The following is a 19,006-nucleotide window of genomic DNA, read 5'->3' as shown; positions in this document are numbered from 1 at the left end:
CCCCGCCTTCGTTCTGCCCCCTGCCTCGGACCCTTGCCAGCCGCCCCCTGCCGTGGAACAACCCCGGCAGGACGCGACGGGGCCAGAGCATGGGGGGCCGCAGCATGGGCAACATGGGCGACAGCTATTTCCTTTACCACTCGATCGGGATGTATCCCGGCAAGGCGGCCGACCTTGCCCGGGCGCTGGCCGAATTTGCCGCCATCTGGGGCCGCCCGGATGACAGCCAATGGGGCGCGGTGCTGCCGCTCTGCCAAAGCTTCCTTGCCCGCTGGCGTGCGATCCTGAACGCGCCCGAAGGCAGCCTGACCCATGCCGAAAGCGTGACCGCCGCCACCCATGCCCTGCTCACCGCGCTGCCCGAAGACGTGCTGCGCGGGCGGCAGGTTCTGGTGGGGGCCGATTGCTTCCCGTCGAACCATTTCCTGTTGCAGGGCCTTGCCCCCCGCCTTGGCTTCACGCTGAAAACGGTGCCGCTGCGGCAAGGCGCCGCCCATGTCGAGGATGACGATTTTCTTGAGGCATGGACACCCGAAGTCGGTCTTGCCCTGCTGACCTGGGTGTCCTCCACCTCTTCGCACCGGATCGACCTTGCCCGCATGGTGGCGCATGGCCGGCAGATGGGCAGCCTGATCGGGGCGGACATCACCCAAGGCGCCGGCCTTCTGCCGTTTGACGTGACGGCGCCTGCGGTGGATTTCACCGTCTCGACCAGCCTGAAATGGATGTGCGGCACCCCCGGCGCAGGCATCCTGCATGTCGCGCCCGAGTTGATCGCCCGCTGTCAGCCCGTTCTGCGCGGCTGGTTCAGTCAGGAGAATCCGTTCAACTGGGACATCACCCGCTTTGCCTTTGCCCCCGACATCCGCCGCTTTGACGCAGGAACGCCGGCGGTGATGTCCGCCGTCGCCTCGCTTCCGGCGCTCGACTGGCACGCGGGACAGGATCATGCAGCCCTGCTGGCGCATAACCGCCGCCTGACCGCACGGATCATCGCCGGGGCCAAGGCGCTGAACCTGCCGCTGATTACGCCCGAGGCCGAGGGCAAGCGCGGCGGTTCTGTCATGCTGCGCCTGCCCGACCGCCACCCCGGGGCCGCAACCGTCGCCGCCCTGCGCGCCCGCGGCGTGACCAGCGACAGCCGCGGCCAGACGCTGCGCCTTTCCCCCGGCATCCTGACGACCGAGGCGGGCACAGAAACCCTGCTGGCCGCCCTTGCCGAGGTGCTGGCCTGAAACCACGGCCCCGATCCGAAAGGCGCCAGATGCCCGACCACAGCACGGACGACCCCACCCCCGAGGAATTCCGCACCGCCATGCGTGGTGTCCACGGCCATTGCAGCCTCTTGACCGTGGGCAGCGGCGCACGGGCCTCGGGGCTTGTCGTGACCTCCGGCATTTCGCTGTCCACCGAACCGCCGCTGGTTCTGGCCTGCGTCAACCGCAACGCCTCATCCCACGCGCTTTTTGCGGAATACGGCTGCTTTGGCTGGTCCACCCTTGGCGCCGCCCACCGTCCCGTGGCCGAGCGGTTTGCCGGCAAGGGCGGCATCAAGGGCGCCGCCCGCTATGAAGGCGCCGATTGGGAGACCGCCGTGACTGGCGCGCCGCTGCTTGTCGGCGCCCCCGCCGCCTTTGACTGCACCGTGGAAGAGATGATCGACCGCGCCACCCACACCATCCTGATCGGCCGGGTCCGCGCCATCCGCTGCACCGACGGCGCGGGCGCGCTGATCTATGCCCATGGCCGGTTTCAGGAACTGCCCGACGGCTGATCCATCCGCCCGTTGACCAAAGGGTCAAATCCGGGCCAACCTGCCGCAAAACCCCTGCGAAAGCGCGACCCCATGGCCTATATCGTCAATCTCGGCATCTTCTGCGCCGATTGTTCCTTCCGCACCCCGCGCCTGCCCCGGATAGGCGAGACGCTTCTGGGTCAGGGCTTTGCCCTTGGCCCGGGCGGCAAAGGCTCGAACCAGGCGGTGGCCTCGGCCATGGCCGGCGGAGAGGTGCATTTCATCACCCGGCTGGGAGAGGATGATTTCGCCGTTCTGGCCCGCGGTGTCTGGGCCCGCGCCGGGGTGATCCCCGAAGTGACGGTGGATGCGGCAAGCTTCACCGGCGCCGCCGCGATCATGGTCGAGGCGGGATCGGGCAACAATGCTATCATCGTCACGCCCGGCGCCGCCGCCCGCCTTTCCCCCGCCGATCTTGAGGCGCGCGCCACGCTGATCGAAGGCGCCGCGATCTTCATGACCCAGTTGGAACAGCCGGTCGAAGCCGCCCTGCGCGGGCTTGAGATTGCCCGGGCGGCGGGGGTGGCCACCATCCTCAACCCCGCCCCCGCCACCACCCTGCCCGATGGGATGCTGGCGCTTTGCGATTATATCACCCCGAACGAGACCGAGGCCGAACTGCTGACCGGCCTGCCGGTGACCACGCTGGCCGAGGCCGAGGCGGCGGCGGATGCCCTGCTGACGCGCGGCGTGGGCGCGGTGGTGATGACGCTGGGCGCCAATGGCGCGCTTTACCGCGACCGCAGCCAGTCCCTGCACAGCCCCGCCCTTGCCGCCGGGCCGGTCACCGACACCACCGGCGCCGGCGATGCCTTCAACGGCGGCTTTGCCGTGGCGCTGGCCGAGGGCCGCCCGGTGGCCGAGGCCCTGCGCTTTGCCTCTGCCACCGCCGGGATTTCCGTGACCCGCCCCGGTGCTGCCGCCGCAATGCCCGCCCGCAGCGAAATCGACGCGCTCTTGTCCTGAGGCTTGGCCTTTGCCTCCCCCTTGCCTATAAGGCCACAAGCCTAAGGAGGGCCCCATGCGTCAGGCCGAGATCACCCGCAAGACCAATGAAACCGCCATCACCGTGGCGATCAATCTGGACGGCACCGGCAAAAGCGCCTGCCAGACCGGCGTCGGTTTCTTCGATCACATGCTGGATCAGTTGGCCCGTCATTCTCTGATCGACATTGCGCTGAACGCCAAGGGCGACCTGCACATCGACGACCACCACACGGTCGAAGATTGCGGCATCGCGCTGGGTCAGGCGCTGGCCCGGGCCTTGGGTGACAAGCGCGGCATTCGCCGCTATGGCCATTTCCGGCTGGCGATGGATGACACGCAGGTCGCCTGCGCGCTGGACCTGTCGGCGCGGCCCTATCTGGTGTGGAATGTGCCCTTCACCGCGCCCAAGATCGGCACATTCGACACCGAACTGGTGCGCGAATTCTTTCAGGCGCTGGCGACCCATGGCGGCATCACTCTGCATGTGGACCTGATCCACGGGCTGAACAGCCACCACATCGCCGAAGCCGCCTTCAAGGCGGTGGCCCGCGCCCTGCGCGAGGCGGTCGAACCCGACCCGCGCCTTGGCGATGCCCTGCCCTCGACCAAGGGTGCGCTCTAACCGCCGCAAATTCCTTGCAAGGAATTTGCCGGATTTTTCGAAAAATCCGGACAAGAATTTTCCAAAATTCTTGCCCGCTCAGAGGGAAGCCCCATGCCCCTGACCGTCCTTGTCGATTATGATTCCGGCAACCTGCACTCTGCCGAAAAAGCGTTTCAGCGCATGGCGCTGGAAACCGGCGCCGGGGATGTGCTGGTCACCTCGCGCCCCGAGGATGTCGCCCGCGCCGACCGCATCGTGCTGCCCGGCGACGGCGCCTTTCCCGCCTGCCGCGCCGCCCTTGGCGATTACGGCGGCCTCTTCGAGGCGATTGAAGAGGCGGTGCGCGTCAAGGGCCGCCCCTTCCTCGGCATCTGCGTCGGTATGCAGATGATGGCCGACTGGGGCCGCGAATACCGCGACACCCCCGGGTTCGGCTGGATCGGCGGCGAGGTGGTGAAGATCACCCCCGGCGCGCCGGGGCTGAAAGTGCCGCATATGGGCTGGAACGATCTGGTGATTGACCACCCCCACCCGGTTCTGGATGGCGTGAAGACCGGCGACCACGCCTATTTCGTCCATTCCTACCATTTCCGCGTCACCACCCCGGATGAGCGTCTGGCCCATGTCGATTATGCCGGCGACATCACCGCCATCATCGGTGCGGGCAATATGGTCGGCACCCAGTTCCACCCCGAGAAGTCGCAGGCCACCGGGCTGCGCCTGATCGCCAATTTCCTGCGCTGGACGCCGTGACCGACCTTCCGGCCATCGTCGCACAGATCGCCGCCGATATGGCAGGGGAGGTCGAACGGGGCGCCGTCGCCGATTACATCCCCGAGCTGGCCAAGGTCGATCCGGGCCAGTTCGCCCTTGCCGTCGCCCTGCCCTCGGGTCACGTGATCAGCGCCGGTGACGCCGCCACGCCCTTCTCGATCCAGTCGGTGTCAAAGGTCTTCACCCTTGCCATCGCCCTTGGCCGGTTGGGTGACAGCCTGTGGAACCGGGTCGGGCGCGAGCCTTCGGGTCTGGCCTTCAACTCGATCCTGCAGCTTGAGAATGAGGCGGGCATCCCGCGCAACCCTTTCGTCAATGCCGGGGCCATCGTGGTCACCGATGCCATCCTGGCCGGACACGCGCCCAAGGTGGTGCTGGCCGAACTCTTGGCCTTCATCCGCGCCGCCGCCGGGGATGAGGATATCCACATCAACAAGGCCGTGGCCCGTTCGGAACAGGCGACCGCCCACCGCAACATCGCGCTGGCCGAATTCATGGCGGCCCATGGCAATCTGCGCAATCCCTCGGCCCTGACCATCGGCACCTATGTCCACCAATGCGCGGTGGAAATGACCACGGCCCAGCTTGCCCGCGCCGGGCGGTTTCTGGTGGGGGCGCCGGGCTGCCCGCGTCTGGTCTCGCCCGCCCGCGCCCGGCGGATCAATGCGCTGATGATGACCTGCGGCCATTACGACGGCTCGGGCGAATTCGCCTATCGCGTCGGCCTGCCGGGCAAGTCGGGGGTCGGCGGCGGCATTCTGGCCATCGCGCCGGGCAGGGCCAGCATCGCCGTCTGGTCGCCGGGCCTGAACGCGCAGGGCAATTCCCGGCTTGGCACGCTGGCGCTGGAGCGGCTGGTGCGGGCGACGGGATGGTCGGTGTTTGGTTAGCGAGAGTCGGGGTAAACCCCGACCTACGCCGTTCGGCAAGGTGTTTCGGCGGATGTTGGGGGGGCGAGGTGAACCCCGACCTTCGCGGCAGCGGCATCGCCCGTAGGTCGGGGTAAACCCCGACTCTCCTCCCATATCACCGCAACCACAACCCTTCGGCCTTCAACCGCGACCGGATCGCCTGTTCGCGCCGCGGCAGGTCGGCACGGTCGAACATCGCCCGCACCTTCGCACCGCGATTCAGATAGATCATCTCGCGCGCCGGTTCCCAGTCGCGCAGCAGCCGCCGCAGCTCCTGCCGCCCCGCCACCGCCTCAAGCACCTCGACCACAAGGTCGCTTTCGCGGGCGTAAAGCAGCGGCAGCAGCCGGTAGTGGCAGGTCACATCGCCGTCCATCCCCCAAAGCTCCGGCCCCGGCCGCCCGCCGCCGAAGGAATGCACCACCAGCGGCAGGGTGATCTGGTCCAGCCAGGGGTTCAGCGACTGCGCCGCCAGCGCCGGCGGCGTGTCATCGCGCACCGACCGCGCATAGCTGGCCCAGCGCGCCCCGAACGCCCGCGGATTGGCGCCAAAGAACCAGCCTGCGTTGAAGTAGAGGAACCGCTGCCAGTAATCCTGCGGCTGCGACAGGTCCAGCGTCTGCGCCATGTCCAGCCCGAAACGATCATAGAGCGCACCCCAGATCGCCTCATGCGTAGAATAGACCGGCACATCCGGCCATGACCCCTCGCGCCGCATCGAGGCCGAGGGCCGGGTGAAGTCGAATGGCACCGCCGCCAGATCGCCCGTCACCAGCGTATCGCTGTCCAGAAACAGGAACGGCTCTTCCGGCAGCGCCATCAGCGCCTCGATCTTGTTGCCATGCGGATAGGAACTGCCGAAGGCGATGTTCTCGAAGGGCAGGAATTCGGCCCCCAGCGCCTCGAAAGCGGCGCGGATCGCCCCGTCCTGCAGCCGCGGATCGGCCCGCCAGCGCGGGCCATGCGGTTCGGCCAGAATCAGGCGGCCGGTGAAGCCGGGGCTCATCCGTCGCAGGCTGGCCACCAGAAGCAGCGCCTCATAGGCCAGCCGCCCCTCCTGCACCACGGCGACGATGTTGAACCCGCTCACCCGCCGCCCTTTCGTCAGGGCTTCGGCGTGAAGCGCAGCGACAGGCAGGACATGCCGCCGTCGAGCTTGGCGCATTCCGAATTGCCGATTTCGGTCACCGAATACCCCGCCGCCAGCACCGCATCGCGGGTGCGCGGGAAGCCCGACGCCATGATCACCCGGTCGTTGAAGCGGATCGCATTGGCCGCCGCCTCTTCCCCCGCCGCCACCGGCACAACCCGGTAGCCCGCAAAACAGCCCGAGGCGGCAAGCCGGTTGGTTGCCAGCACCGTCTCACCATCCAGCAACGAGCAATCGGTCTTGAAATGCAGCACCCCCGGCGGCGTGAACACCTCGCGCAGCGGGCGGCCCCAGTCGGCCACCAGCCGCGCCAGCTCTGCCACCCCCGCCGCATTGGTGCGCGCCGAGCGGCCCACCAGAATCTCGGTCTCCGTCACCAGAATGTCGCCGCCCTCGATATAGCTGTCGGCGCCCGTGATCTGCCGCACATCGCCATAAAGCGCCGCCAGATGCGGCGCCATCTCTGCCGCCTCGCCCAACCGGCTGGGCGCGCCCGGGCGCATCACCACCGCGCCCTGCGGCAGGCAAAGGGCAGTATCTTCGACGAAAACGCCGTCGGGATAGGCGTCCAGCGGCGCCAGTTCGATCACCGTCGCCCCCGTGCCGCGCAGCGCCGCCACATAATCGGCATGATGGCCCAGCATCACGTCCAGATCCGGCGCCCCGGTATCCACCGCGCGCAGCCCCGCGATGATCGAGCCGGATGGCCGCCGCGTGATGGCATGGCTGAAACGAAAGGATGTGTCGGACATCGGGGGCCTCCTGCTGCCCAAGCCGTAGCGCCCCGCGCCCCGACGGGCAAGCATCGCCCGGCGTGCGCACCGACAAAACCCGTCAATCCGCCGCGCAGGCGGGCACCCCGGCACAAAGCGGCGTCTGTCCGCCGCAGCAATCCTCCATCAGGAATCGCAGAAGACCGTCCAGCGCCGCCATATCGGCGCGGTAGATGATCGAGCGGCTTTCGCGCTGCGACACCACCAGACCGCTGCGCTCCAGCTCCTTGGCATGGAAACTGACATTCGAGGCAGAAACCCCCGCCCGTTCGGCAATCATGCCCGCCGCCATCCCCTCTGGCCCCGCAACGATCAGAAGCCGCAGGATCCGCAGCCGCGTTTCCTGCGACAAGGCCCCGAAGGCGGCGATGGCTTGACGTTCTTCCATATTTTGATATTCCTAAAAATGTCGAATCGAAAGGTAACGCAAATGACGCTTCAAGGCAACATCGGTGCGCCGGCCGGCGCAACCGACCCGGATGATATTTCCATCGGCGGGCTTTTGTCCGCGCTGGACGGCGCCGCCGACCTGCCGTTGGTCTTCAGCTATGACGGGCAGGATGTGCAGCCCGGCTATCACGTTACCGAGGTGAAAGCGGGCCGGTTCGAGGCGCTGGACTGCGGCGCGAACCCGGAAAGCTGGACCGAAATCTTCATCCAGCTTTGGGATGTGAACGAGGATCGCAGCCACATGCCTGCGGGCCGGTTCCTCAAGATCATCGGCAAGGTGATCGCACATGTTGCGCTGGACCAGACCGCGAAACTGACCTTCGAGGTCAGCGATGGCGCGCGCCCGATGCAGCTTTACCGCGCAGCCCTGCCGCGCGTCGAAGGCGGCGTGGTCCGGGTCATTCTGTCGCCCCGCCCGGCAAGCTGCAAGCCGCGCGACCGCTGGTTGCAGGAACGCAACACCTGCTCTGCCGCCCCCGGCGCCAAGCCCTGCTGCGGGTGATGGCGATGTCCGAGAAAACCACCCGCATCTTCAACGTGCTTTTCCTTTGCACCGGCAATTCCGCGCGGTCCATCCTTGCCGAAAGCATCCTGCGGCAGGACGGTGCCGGCCGCTTCCGCGCTTTCTCGGCGGGCAGCCAGCCGAAAGGCGAGGTGCATCCGACCGCCCTGCGGGTTCTGGAAAACTTCCATTATCCGACCGGCGATCTGCGCTCAAAAAGCTGGGATGAGTTTGCCGGGCCGAATGCCCCGGTGATGGATTTTGTCTTTACCGTTTGCGACAACGCCGCCGGAGAGGTCTGCCCGTTCTGGCCAGGCCAGCCGATGACAGCGCATTGGGGCATCGAAGACCCTGCTGCCGCCACCGGCACCGCCCTGACACAGGAAATGGCCTTCATAAATGCCCTGCGCCAGATGAAGGCGCGGATTGCCGCGTTTACCGCACTTCCGGTTGCCTCCCTTGACCGCGCCAGCCTTGCGACCCGTCTGCGGGAGATTGGCCAGTCTGCGGGCGCAACGCCACAGCGCCCGGACGCGGCGCAGGGGCAAGGCATGGATGTTGTGATCTACCACAACCCCGACTGCGGCACGTCCCGCAACACGCTTGGGCTGATCCGCAATGCCGGGGTTGAACCGCATGTGGTGGAATATCTGAAATCCCCACCCTCACGCGAAATGCTGGTGCAACTGATTGCACGCATGGGCATTTCCGCCCGCGACCTGCTGCGCGAAAAGGGAACGCCCTATGCCGACCTTGGCCTTGGCGACCCGGCCCTGACCGAGGATCAGCTTCTGGATGCCATGATGGCGCATCCCGTCCTTATCAACCGCCCCCTTGTGATCAGCCCCAAAGGCGTGCGGCTCTGCCGCCCGTCCGAGATGGTGCTGGACCTGCTGCCACCGCAGAAAGGCGCCTTCTCGAAAGAGGACGGCCAAGCCGTGACCGGCACCGATGGCCGCCCCGTCACCCCCGCAGCATCCTGACCGGAGCCCCCATGACGCACCCTGAGCCCCCTGCCCGGCTGTCTTTCCTCGACCGCTGGCTGACCGTGTGGATCTTCGCCGCCATGGCGCTTGGCATCGCGCTCGGCGCGGGCTTGCCCGGCCTTGCGGGTGCGCTTGACGCGCTCTCGGTCGGCGACACCAATATTCCCATCGCCATCGGCCTGATCCTGATGATGTATCCGCCGCTGGCCCGGGTGAAATACGAAGAGCTGCCCCGCGTCTTTGCCGACCGCCGGGTGCTGGCCCTGTCGCTGGTGCAGAACTGGATCATCGGGCCGGTGCTGATGTTCGCCCTTGCGGTGATCTTTCTGCGTGATCAGCCGGAATATATGACCGGGCTGATCCTGATCGGGCTTGCGCGCTGCATCGCCATGGTGCTGGTCTGGAACCAGCTTGCGCGTGGAGACGGTCAGTATGTGGCGGCACTGGTGGCTTTCAACTCGGTTTTCCAGATCCTGTTCTTCTCGACCTATGCCTGGATCTTTCTCTCGGTCCTGCCGCCGCTTTTCGGGTTGCAGGGCAGCGTGATCGACGTGGGGTTCTGGACCATCACCAAAGCGGTGATGATTTTTCTCGGCCTGCCCTTTGCGGCGGGCTTCCTGACCCGGCGCGTCCTGATCGCACGGCGGGGGGAAGTGTGGTATCAGACCGCCTTCCTGCCCCGCATCGGTCCGGTCACGCTGGCGGCGCTGCTCTTCACCATCGTCGCCATGTTCAGCCTGAAAGGCGGCGATGTGCTGCGCCTGCCGGGGGATGCTGCCCGCATTGCCCTGCCGCTGGCGCTGTATTTCCTGATCCAGTTCGTTCTCAGCTTTGCCATGGGGCGGCTGATCGCGGCGGATTACCCTCGGACCACGGCCATCGCCTTCACCGCCGCAGGCAACAATTTTGAGCTGGCCATCGCGGTGGCCATCGCCGCCTTCGGCCTTGCCTCGCCGGTGGCCTTCGCCGCGGTGATCGGCCCACTGGTCGAGGTGCCGGTGCTGATCCTGCTGGTGCATGTCGCGCTGCGCCTTGGCGCAAGGTGGTTTCCCGCAGGCACCGCACAATCCGGTCAGGCACCGGCCGGATGACCCCACAATGGCCATAACCGCGCGGCGATGGCCGGTGATCTCTGCCCTTGGCATTGTCCAGATCTTTGCCTGGGGCTGTTCCTATTACCTTCTGGCGGTCTTCGCGGCCCCCATCGCCGCCGACACCGGCTGGCCGCTGTCCTGGATCGTCGGCGGCCTGTCGCTGGGCCTGTTCGTCGCCGGGCTTGCCTCGCCGCGTGTCGGTCAGGCGATCCGGCTGCATGGCGGCAAGCCGGTGCTAGCGCTGTCGGCGCTGCTTCTGGCCGCGGGGCTGCTGATCCTTGCCACGGCGCCGGCGCTGCCGGTCTTCATCGCGGGCTGGGCGGTGATCGGCCTTGGCATGGGGGCGGGGCTTTATGACGCGGCCTTTGCCACGCTGGGCGGCATCTACGGGCACGCGGCCCGCTCTGCAATCACCTCTCTCACCCTTCTGGGCGGCTTTGCCAGCACCCTTTGCTGGCCGCTTTCGGCCTTTCTGCTGGATCATCTGGGCTGGCGCTGGTCCTGCGCGACCTATGCCGCCATCGAGATCGGGATTTGCCTGCCGCTGATCCTCTTCGCCCTGCCGGGGCAGCGCCCGGCCCCGGACGCCGCCGCCGGCCAGTCCGCCCCGCTCCACCTTTCGCCGGACGAGCGGCACGCCAGCCGCATCCTCATGGCGATCATGGTGCTTTCAGGTCTGTCGGTCACCATCGTCTCGGTCCATCTGCTGACCATCCTGCAGGGGCGCGGCCTGACCACCGCCGAAACGGTCTGGCTGGGCGCCCTCCTCGGCCCGGCGCAGGTTGCAGCCCGGCTCTTTGAGATGGCCAGCGGCGCAAGGCACCACCCGATCCGCACCATGGCCGCCGCCACCGGGCTTGGCGCGGTCGGGCTGATCCTGCTGGCCTCTGGCCTACCAATCATCGGGGCGGCCATCGTCCTTTACGGCGCCGGAAACGGAATTTTCTCCATCGCACGGGGCGCGCTGCCGCTGACCCTCTTAGGCCCGGACCGCTATGCCCCGGTGATGGGGCGGCTTGCGCGGCCCTTCCTTCTGGCGCAGGCGATGGCCCCCACCGTCGGCGCCCTGCTGATCACCACCATCGGGCAAGAAAACACGCTGGCCTTTGCCGCGGCACTGGCCGTCGCCGATGCCGCCCTCGCCGGGCTTTTGTGGAAAACCATCGCCGCGGGCAACCGCGCGGGATAGGGGCCAAGCCCCTGACATTCCATCACATATCGGAAGAATGGTGGGCGATCCTGGAATCGAACCAGGCATGAGTCGCCTCGGCGGAGTTACAGTCCGCTGCCACACCTTGTAGCATATCGCCCACTGGAGGCGGGGTTTACCCAAGGCCCCCCGGGGCGTCAAGGGCCGATTTGGGTGAAATGCGGCTTGCCAAGCCGGGGCTGTCTTGCCACAGGTGGCCTTGCACGAGGAGACGCGCATGACCAAGAAACCGAGCTGGGTGGTGGACAAGGAACGCGGCCGCAAGGCCGAAGCGAAAGAGACCGTCTGGCTCTTTGGCCTTCATGCCGTGCGCGACGCGCTGATGAACCCCGCCCGCGAAAAGCTGCGGCTGGTGGTGACGAAAAACGCGCTGGACAAGCTGGAAGAGGCGGTGGCCTTTGCCGGGATCGAACCCGAACTGGCCGATCCGCGCAAATTCGACGTGCCGATCGACGAAGGCTCGGTCCATCAGGGCGCCGCGATGGAGGTGCGCCCGCTGAACTGGGGCAAGCTGGCCGATGTGGCGATTTCGGGCAACGGGGCGCCGCTTCTGGTGCTGCTTGACCGGGTGACCGATCCGCACAATGTCGGCGCCGTGCTGCGCTCGGCCGAAGTGTTCGGCGCCCGCGCGGTGATCGCGCCGCGCCACCATTCAGCGCCCGAAACCGGCGCGCTGGCCAAGACCGCCTCGGGCGCGCTGGAACGCCAGCCCTACCTGCGCGTCACCAATCTGGGCGACACGATGCAGGAGCTGCGCGACATGGGCTATGTCCTGATCGGGCTGGACGGCGACGGCACGGTAACCCTGGCCGAGGCGCTGGCCACCGCCGGCCCCCGTGCCGTGGGCCTTGTCCTTGGCGCCGAAGGCCCCGGGCTGCGCGAACGCACCCGCGAGACCTGCGACATGATCGCCCGCATCGCCTTTGCCGGGGCCTTCGGCAGCCTCAACGTCTCCAACGCCGCCGCCGTGGGGCTTTATGCCGCCGCGACGCGCTGACTCACGGCTTTTTCACGAATACGCGACCCGCTCTTTTACCGGGCGGAAAGACACTTATGTCACAGTGCAGAGGCCGGGTCTGGAACCCCCGTTCCCTTCTTTCACTGTCCCTCGTTCCACACCTTGGCGCCCGGCCCCTGCGGCACGGGCGCCTTTTTCTGTCAGGAACCGCCCATGACCGACCATCTGACCGACACCGACATTGCCCGCATCCTGACTTCGGTCAAAACCATCGCCGTGGTCGGCTGGTCGCCCCGGCCCGACCGGCCCAGCCATGGCGTGGCGCGCTTTCTGGCCGCACGCGGCTACCGCGTGATCCCGGTCAACCCCGGCCAGGCGGGCAGCCTGTCGCCCTGGGGCGAGCCGGTCCGCGCCACGCTGGCAGAGGTGGGGCCAGTGGACATGGTCGATGTCTTCCGCCGCTCGGCAGAGGCCGGGGCGGTGGCGGATGAGGCCGTGGCGCTGGGGGCCCGCGTCATCTGGATGCAGCTTGGCGTCGAGGATGAGGCCGCCGCCGCCCGCGCCCGCGCCGCCGGGGCAGAGGTGGCGATGAACCGCTGCCCGGCCATCGAAATTCCGCGTCTCGGTCTCTGATCAGCCGACCTGCGCCGACAGCCAGCTCCGGAACGCCGTCAGCGCCGGGCTCTCTGCCCCCTTGGGCCAGACCAGCCAATAGGCGCCCTCCGCCGCGTGTGCCGGCGCCAGCGCCACCAGCCGCCCGGCGGCCAGCTCCGCCTCGGCCAGAAACTCCGGCAACAGCGCCACGCCCAGCCCATGCACCGCCGCCGCAATCATCGGCGCGAACTGATCGAACACCACAGCAGGCACCCGGCCCGCCTCGCCGCGCGCCGCAAACCAGCGCGCCCAGGCATCGGGCCGCGTCTGCAGGCCCAGCAAAGCCATACCGTGCAGATCCGCCCCCGGCGCGGCGCAGGGCAGCACCCGCTCCTCCCAAAGCTTCATATGCGCCGCGCCCGGCCAATCCGCCGCACCGAAATGCACGGCGGCATCAAAACACTCTGCCGTCAGGTCAAACGGCTCCAGCCGCGTCGCCAGATGCACCGCCACCCCCGGATGCGCCGCCCGGAACCCCGCCAGCCGCGGCGCCAGCCAATTAGCACCAAAGCCCGGCAGCACCGCCAGCATCACCCCCGCCCCCGCACGCAGCCGCGCCGCACCCCCGGCAATCCGCTCCAGCGCGCCGCCCAAATCGGCCGCCCAGACCGCCGCCGCCGGGGTCGGCAGCAGATGCCGCCCGACCCGCCGCACCAAAGCCACGCCCAGCCGCGCCTCCAGCGCCGCCACCAGCCGCGACACAGCCCCCTGCGTCATCCCCAGGTCCCGCGCCGCCGCCACGGTTGATCCCAACCGGCACAGCGCCTCAAAGGCGGCAAGCTGGCTCATCGAAGGCAGGTCGCGCCGCTCCATCTATGCACTCCACTCATATATTGCCCCAAGAATATCGGTTCCGCCCGGCACGACAATGGCCTAAGCAAAACCACCCTTGCGATTTGCACCTTGCGAAATACTCCACGGGGGTCCGGGGGTGTGAAACCCCCGGGGGTTGCCGCCCAAAATCCCGTCAAAGGACCGTCCCATGGACCGCGCCGCCATCGTCCACGAAAACTTCCTCGCCCGCGTCGCCGCCCGCGACCTGCCCGCAGGTCGCCCCCCGGCTGGCCCGATGACGCCGGAAACCGCGCTGCAGGCGTTCCGCGCCGGGGTGTTGACCCGCGCGCTCGACCGCCAATCCCGCGCCATGCAGCGCGCGGGCCAAGGCTTCTACACCATCGGGTCGTCGGGGCATGAGGGGCTGGCGGCGGTCGCCCTTGCGCTCCGCCCCACCGACATGGCCTTCCTGCATTACCGCGATGCCGCTTTTCAGATTGCACGGGCCGGACAGGTTCCGGGGCAAAATCCGGCATGGGACATGCTTTTGTCCTTCGCCTCCTCCATGGAAGACCCGATTTCCGGCGGGCGGCACAAGGTTCTGGGGTCGCGCGACCTCTTCATCCCGCCGCAGACCTCGACCATCGCCAGCCACCTGCCCAAGGCGGTCGGGGCGGCCTATTCCATCGGCGCCGCCCGGCGGCACAAGCCGGAACATCAGATTCTGCCGGATGATTCCATCGTCTATTGCAGCTTCGGCGATGCCAGCGCGAACCATTCCACCGCGCAGGGCGCCTTCAACACCGCGCAATGGACCAGCTATCAATCGGTCCCCCTGCCCCTGCTGTTTGTCTGCGAAGACAACGGCATTGGCATTTCCACCAAAACGCCCAAGGGCTGGATCGAGGCCACGTTCAGCGCCCGCCCCGGCCTGAAATATTTCAAGGCCGATGGTCTGGACCTCTACGACACCTTCCGCGTGGCGTCGGAGGCGGCTGCCTATGTCCGCGACCGCCGCAAACCCGCCTTCCTGCATATCCGCACCATCCGGCTTTACGGCCATGCCGGGGCCGATGTGCCCACCACCTACCTGCCCCGCGAAGAGGTCGAGGCGGAAGAAGCCAACGATCCGCTGCTGCATTCGGTCCGCCTTCTGGATCAGGCCGGAGTGCTGCCCCCCGATCAGGCGCTGGCGATCTATAATGAAACGAACGCCCGTGTGGTCCGCGTCGCCGATCAGGCGATCACCCGCCCCCGGCTGAAAACCGCCGCGCAGGTCATGGCCAGCATCATCCCGCCGAAACGCCCCTGCGCCCCGACCAATGGCCCGGCACCCGAGGCCCGCGCTGCGGCCTTTGGCGGCGATATGAAGGCGATGGACGAGCCGCAGATCATGTCGCGTCTGATCAACTGGGCGCTGACCGACCTGATGCTCACCCACCGCGAGCTGGTGATGATGGGCGAGGATGTCGGCCGCAAGGGCGGCGTCTATGGCGTCACGCAAAAGCTGCACCAGCGGTTCGGCCCCGACCGGATGATCGACACGCTGCTGGATGAACAGTCGATCCTCGGCCTTGCCATCGGCATGGCGCAGAACGGCTTTGTGCCGCTGCCGGAAATCCAGTTCCTCGCCTATCTCCACAATGCCGAGGATCAGTTGCGGGGCGAGGCGGCGACCCTGCCCTTCTTCTCGAACGGCCAATACACCAACCCGATGGTGCTGCGCATCGCAGGCCTTGGCTATCAGAAGGGCTTCGGCGGCCATTTCCACAATGACAACTCCGTCGCCGTGCTGCGCGACATTCCGGGGCTGATCCTCGCCGTGCCGTCAAACGGCGCCGATGCTGCGATGATGCTGCGCGAATGCGTGCGGCTGGCGCGCGAGGAACAGCGGCTGGTGGTCTTCCTTGAACCCATCGCGCTTTATCCGATGCGCGATCTGCATTCCGACAAGGACGGCGCCTGGATGCGCCGCTATCCCGACCCGTCGCAGGTGATCCCCTTCGGTCAGGTGGGGGTGGAGGGTGCAGGCACCGACCTTGCCATCGTCACCTTCGGCAACGGGGTTTACCTGTCCAATCAGGCCCTTCCGGCCATCGAGGCCGCCGGCATCAAGACCCGCATCATCGACACCCGCTGGCTCTCCCCCCTGCCGAAAGAGGCACTGACCGAAGCGGTCAGGGGCTGCAGACATATCCTGATCGTCGATGAAACCCGCCACACCGGCGGCGTGGCCGAGGCGCTGATGGCGCATTTCCACGAAACGGCCCCCGGTGCGAAGCTGGCCCGCCTTACCGCCGAAGACAGCTTCATCGCCACCGGCCCGGCCTATGCCGCCACCATGCCCTCTGCCCTGCAGATCACCGAAGCCGCGAAAGGTCTGGTGACATGAAAACCGCCGTCCTCGTCTGCCCCGGCCGGGGCACCTATACCAAGAGTGAACTGGGCAGCCTGACCCGAACCTTCCCCGACGCCGCCCTGCTGGCCCGTTTCGACGCCGCAAGGCAGGCGCTGGGGCAAGAGACTCTGACCGCCCTCGACACCGCCGCGACCTATTCCGTCGCCAAACATTCGCGCGGCGACAACGCCAGCGCCCTGATCTACGCTTGCACGCTGGGCGACCGGCTGGCGCTGAAGGGCATCAACCTCGTCGCCGTCACCGGCAATTCGATGGGCTGGTATTCGGCCCTCGCCTGCGCCGGGGCGCTGACGCCCGACAACGGCTTTGCCGTGGTCAACACCATGGGCACGCTGATGCAGCAAAGCCTGATCGGCGGGCAGCTTGTCTATCCCCATATGGGCGACGACTGGCGCCCCGACCCGGCCCGCAAATCCCACCTCCTCGCGCTGGTGGCCGAAATCGCCACCCGCCCCGACCACACCCTTTCCCTCTCGATCGACCTTGGCGGGCTGCTGGTTCTGGCAGGGAACGAGACCGGGCTGAAGGCGTTTGAGGCCGCCGTGCCCTCCGCGCAGGGCCGCTTCCCCATGCGCCTGTCCAATCACGCCGCCTTCCACACCGCCCTTCAGGCCCCTGTCGCCGCAGAGGGCCGCGCCCGCCTGCCCGAAACCCTGTTCGCCCAGCCCAAGCTGCCGCTGATCGACGGGCGCGGCCATATCTGGTGGCCCGGCACCGCCACCACAGCCACCTTGCGCGACTACACGCTCGGCCATCAGGTGACCGAGGCTTATGACTTCACCGCCGCCATCCGCACAGCAGCCCGCGAGTTCGCCCCGGACTATTTCATCATCCCCGGCCCCGGCACCACGCTGGGCGGGGCGGTGGTGCAATCGCTGATCCTGGCGGGGTGGAAAGGCATGGGCGACAAGGCCGATTTCCAGCGGTCGCAGGCGGAAGCCCCCTTTCTGATCTCGATGGCGCTGCCCGAACAACGCGCCCTTGTCGCGTAGGATGGGCAATCTGCCCATCCTGCGAAACGAGGGATGGGCAGATTGCCCATCCTACCTTGTCGTGGCCCATTGATTAGTCTAAACCTAATCCAATCTGCGGAACCAATTACTTTATCCCAAATTCATGTTATCGCATCCTGCCGGCATCACCACCGGGAAAGGGCCGCAGGATGTCTGTCGAAAAGGTTGATACGCTCGTCGTCGGCGCAGGGCAGGCCGGGGTCGCGGCCAGCGAGCATCTGACCCGCCAGGGCGTGCCACACCTCGTTCTGGAACGCGCCCGTATCGCCGAACGCTGGCGCTCGGAACGCTGGGATTCGCTGGTCGCCAACGGCCCCGCCTGGCATGACCGCTTCCCCGGCATGACCTTTGCCGGCGACCCCGATGCCTTTGTCGGCAAGGAAGGCGTGGCCGATTACTTCGTTGATTATGCCGCGAAATTCAACGCCCCGATCCGCACCGGGGTCGAGGTGACCTCGGTCACCCGCAACCCCGAGGGCCCCGGCTTCGTGGTGGAAACCTCGCAAGGCACCATCGAGGCCGCCCGCGTCATCGCCGCCACCGGCCCGTTTCAAAAGCCGGTGATCCCGGCGCTGATCCCCGAAACCCCCGGCCTGACCCAGATGCATTCCACCGCCTACCGCAACCCCGGCGCGCTGCCTGCGGGCGGGGTGCTGGTGGTCGGCGCCGGATCGTCCGGCGCCCAGATCGCCGAAGAACTCCGGCAGTCGGGCCGCAAGGTCTGGCTCTCGGTCGGCCCGCACGGCCGTCCGCCCCGCGCCTACCGGGGCCGCGATTTCGTCTGGTGGCTGGGCGTCCTCAACAAATGGGACAGCGAGGCGACGCCGGGCGCCGAACACACCACCATCGCGGTTTCGGGCGCCAAGGGGGGCCGCACCGTCGATTTCCGCCGCTTTGCCGCCGAGGGGATGACGCTGGTCGGCCGCACCGAAACCTTCGCCGACGGCCGCCTGACCTTCGCCGCCGACCTTGCCGCCAATATCGCCCAGGGCGATGCCAACTACCTCTCGGTGTTGGATGAGGCCGATGCCTGGGTCGCCCGCAATGGCCTGAACCTGCCGGAAGAACCGTCGGCCCGGGTGATCGGCCCCGACCCCGCCTGCGTGACCCACCCGATCCTGTCGCTCAACCTCGCCGACGCGGGCATCACCACAATCATCTGGGCCACCGGCTTTGCCGTCGATTTCTCCTGGCTGAAGACCGATGCCGTCGATGCGGACGGCCGCCCGCGCCACCTGCGCGGCATCGGCGCCGAGCCGGGGATCTATTTCCTTGGCCAGCCCTATCAGACACGGCGCGGATCGTCCTTCATCTGGGGCGTCTGGCATGATGCGAAGCTGGTCGCCGACCATATCGCCATCCAGCGCAGCTATCTCGCCTATGACGGCCCGGGCACGCCCGCGATGTAGCTCCGGAAAAACGACGCAAACCCTACAGAAACCCGACACGAAAACGACAGCGCGAAAGAGCCCCAGATGACCATCACCCGCTACCGCAAGTTCAACACCAAAGTCACCTACCCCGAACAGAACCTCGACAACGACCTCTGCCACCTCGTCGCCACCCGGGGCGGCACCACGCTCTGGTTCCGCGGCGCCTGCCCGCAGGATCTGGACACCGCCGTCAACCTCGGCAGCCATGATCCGGTGGAACAGACCCATAAGGTGATGAGCAATATCAAGCAGTTGATCGAAGAGGCGGGTGGCCGGATGGAGCATCTGGTGAAACTCGTGGTCTATCTCACCGATGTCCGCCACCGCGAGCCGGTCTACCGCACCATGGGCGAATACATCAAAGGCGTGCATCCGGTCTGCACCGGCCTGACCGTGGTGGCGCTGGCCCGCCCCGACTGGCTGGTCGAGATCGACGCAACCGCCGTCATTCCTGACTGACCCGCAGAAAAGTCGGGGGTTTCACACCCGCGAACCCCCTTGGAGTATTTGAAAAGGTGC

General features: G+C 67.2%; 20 protein-coding genes and 1 tRNA gene. 16 read left to right on the top strand and 5 right to left on the bottom strand.

Annotated elements, in window-relative coordinates:
* The first annotated feature begins 89 nt into the window (after window positions 1-89).
* The 6 genes from HS053_RS03485 (at window position 90) to HS053_RS03460 (ending at window position 5,050) form a co-directional block, all read left to right on the top strand.
* Window positions 90-1,235 carry an aminotransferase class V-fold PLP-dependent enzyme gene (locus HS053_RS03485; protein ID WP_241699741.1) on the top strand — a complete coding sequence of 382 codons (1,146 nt, stop codon included), beginning with the start codon at window positions 90-92 and terminating at the stop codon, window positions 1,233-1,235.
* Between the two features lie 29 nt (window positions 1,236-1,264).
* Entirely contained in the window at window positions 1,265-1,774 is a 510-nt protein-coding gene (locus HS053_RS03480; RefSeq protein ID WP_174209819.1) for a flavin reductase family protein, read from the top strand.
* Window positions 1,775-1,846: 72 nt separating this feature from the next.
* The gene (locus HS053_RS03475; protein WP_174209818.1) at window positions 1,847-2,761 is read left to right on the top strand and encodes a ribokinase; all 915 of its coding nucleotides are present in this window, start codon (window positions 1,847-1,849) and stop codon (window positions 2,759-2,761) included.
* Window positions 2,762-2,816: 55 nt separating this feature from the next.
* A complete protein-coding gene (gene hisB / locus HS053_RS03470) occupies window positions 2,817-3,404 on the top strand; it encodes an imidazoleglycerol-phosphate dehydratase HisB (RefSeq protein WP_174209817.1) in 588 nt (195 codons plus the stop codon).
* A gap of 93 nt (window positions 3,405-3,497) precedes the next feature.
* Window positions 3,498-4,139, top strand: a complete 642-nt coding sequence (gene hisH / locus HS053_RS03465; RefSeq protein ID WP_174209816.1) for an imidazole glycerol phosphate synthase subunit HisH — start codon at window positions 3,498-3,500, stop codon at window positions 4,137-4,139.
* Window positions 4,136-5,050 carry a glutaminase gene (locus HS053_RS03460; RefSeq protein WP_347233286.1) on the top strand — a complete coding sequence of 305 codons (915 nt, stop codon included), beginning with the start codon at window positions 4,136-4,138 and terminating at the stop codon, window positions 5,048-5,050. Before hisH ends, HS053_RS03460 begins: the two co-directional genes overlap by 4 nt.
* Window positions 5,051-5,186: 136 nt before the next feature.
* Here the strand turns inward: HS053_RS03460 and HS053_RS03455 are convergent, their stop codons facing one another.
* The 3 genes from HS053_RS03455 to HS053_RS03445 form a co-directional block, all read right to left on the bottom strand.
* Window positions 5,187-6,236, bottom strand: coding sequence for a hypothetical protein (locus tag HS053_RS03455; protein ID WP_241699740.1), 1,050 nt, complete (start codon window positions 6,234-6,236; stop codon window positions 5,187-5,189).
* Window positions 6,176-6,973: an arginine deiminase family protein gene (locus HS053_RS03450; RefSeq protein WP_174209815.1), complete on the bottom strand. Its 798-nt coding sequence runs from the start codon at window positions 6,971-6,973 to the stop codon at window positions 6,176-6,178. The genes HS053_RS03455 and HS053_RS03450 overlap by 61 nt, the downstream gene beginning before the upstream one ends.
* Before the next feature lie 82 nt (window positions 6,974-7,055).
* Window positions 7,056-7,382 carry an ArsR/SmtB family transcription factor gene (locus HS053_RS03445; RefSeq protein ID WP_174209814.1) on the bottom strand — a complete coding sequence of 109 codons (327 nt, stop codon included), beginning with the start codon at window positions 7,380-7,382 and terminating at the stop codon, window positions 7,056-7,058.
* Window positions 7,383-7,424: 42 nt separating this feature from the next.
* On the opposite strand from HS053_RS03445, the gene HS053_RS03440 reads away from it, so the two are divergent.
* The 4 genes from HS053_RS03440 to HS053_RS03425 are packed head-to-tail and all read left to right on the top strand — an operon-like array spanning window position 7,425 to window position 11,215.
* The gene (locus HS053_RS03440; RefSeq protein WP_174209813.1) at window positions 7,425-7,946 is read left to right on the top strand and encodes a DUF6428 family protein; all 522 of its coding nucleotides are present in this window, start codon (window positions 7,425-7,427) and stop codon (window positions 7,944-7,946) included.
* A 5-nt stretch (window positions 7,947-7,951) separates the two neighbouring features.
* Entirely contained in the window at window positions 7,952-8,929 is a 978-nt protein-coding gene (arsC, locus tag HS053_RS22620) for an arsenate reductase (glutaredoxin) (protein WP_206677576.1), read from the top strand.
* An 11-nt stretch (window positions 8,930-8,940) separates the two neighbouring features.
* A complete protein-coding gene (gene arsB / locus HS053_RS03430) occupies window positions 8,941-10,023 on the top strand; it encodes an ACR3 family arsenite efflux transporter (protein WP_174209811.1) in 1,083 nt (360 codons plus the stop codon).
* 7 nt (window positions 10,024-10,030) lie between these two features.
* The gene (locus HS053_RS03425; protein WP_174209810.1) at window positions 10,031-11,215 is read left to right on the top strand and encodes an MFS transporter; all 1,185 of its coding nucleotides are present in this window, start codon (window positions 10,031-10,033) and stop codon (window positions 11,213-11,215) included.
* Window positions 11,216-11,253: 38 nt separating this feature from the next.
* On the opposite strand, the gene HS053_RS03420 is transcribed toward HS053_RS03425, so the two are convergent.
* Window positions 11,254-11,337: transfer RNA gene (locus tag HS053_RS03420), tRNA-Tyr, on the bottom strand.
* 116 nt (window positions 11,338-11,453) lie between these two features.
* Here HS053_RS03420 and rlmB point away from each other — a divergent pair.
* On the top strand, window positions 11,454-12,233 hold the full coding sequence (rlmB, locus tag HS053_RS03415; protein ID WP_174209809.1) for a 23S rRNA (guanosine(2251)-2'-O)-methyltransferase RlmB: 780 nt from the start codon (window positions 11,454-11,456) through the stop codon (window positions 12,231-12,233).
* Between the two features lie 174 nt (window positions 12,234-12,407).
* The gene (locus tag HS053_RS03410) at window positions 12,408-12,827 is read left to right on the top strand and encodes a CoA-binding protein (protein WP_174209808.1); all 420 of its coding nucleotides are present in this window, start codon (window positions 12,408-12,410) and stop codon (window positions 12,825-12,827) included.
* Here the strand turns inward: HS053_RS03410 and HS053_RS03405 are convergent, their stop codons facing one another.
* Window positions 12,828-13,661, bottom strand: coding sequence for a LysR family transcriptional regulator (locus tag HS053_RS03405; protein WP_174209807.1), 834 nt, complete (start codon window positions 13,659-13,661; stop codon window positions 12,828-12,830).
* A gap of 169 nt (window positions 13,662-13,830) precedes the next feature.
* Here HS053_RS03405 and HS053_RS03400 point away from each other — a divergent pair, with 169 nt between their 5' ends.
* From HS053_RS03400 to HS053_RS03385, 4 genes are all read left to right on the top strand, one after another.
* Complete coding sequence (locus HS053_RS03400) at window positions 13,831-16,014, top strand: dehydrogenase E1 component subunit alpha/beta (protein ID WP_174209806.1); 2,184 nt, start codon at window positions 13,831-13,833, stop codon at window positions 16,012-16,014.
* Window positions 16,011-17,033 (top strand): ACP S-malonyltransferase, encoded by a 1,023-nt coding sequence (locus HS053_RS03395; RefSeq protein ID WP_174209805.1) that lies wholly within the window; start codon window positions 16,011-16,013, stop codon window positions 17,031-17,033. Before HS053_RS03400 ends, HS053_RS03395 begins: the two co-directional genes overlap by 4 nt.
* 170 nt (window positions 17,034-17,203) lie before the next feature.
* Window positions 17,204-18,463 (top strand): flavin-containing monooxygenase, encoded by a 1,260-nt coding sequence (locus HS053_RS03390; protein ID WP_174209804.1) that lies wholly within the window; start codon window positions 17,204-17,206, stop codon window positions 18,461-18,463.
* A 66-nt stretch (window positions 18,464-18,529) separates the two neighbouring features.
* Window positions 18,530-18,946 carry a RidA family protein gene (locus HS053_RS03385; protein WP_174209803.1) on the top strand — a complete coding sequence of 139 codons (417 nt, stop codon included), beginning with the start codon at window positions 18,530-18,532 and terminating at the stop codon, window positions 18,944-18,946.
* Window positions 18,947-19,006: the final 60 nt, after the last annotated feature.

Source organism: Tabrizicola fusiformis (genome assembly GCF_013328815.1).
Classification (GTDB): Bacteria; Pseudomonadota; Alphaproteobacteria; order Rhodobacterales; family Rhodobacteraceae; genus Fuscibacter.
The sequence above is the reverse complement of the archived record's forward strand: the minus strand, read 5'-3'. Positions and strand labels throughout refer to the sequence as shown.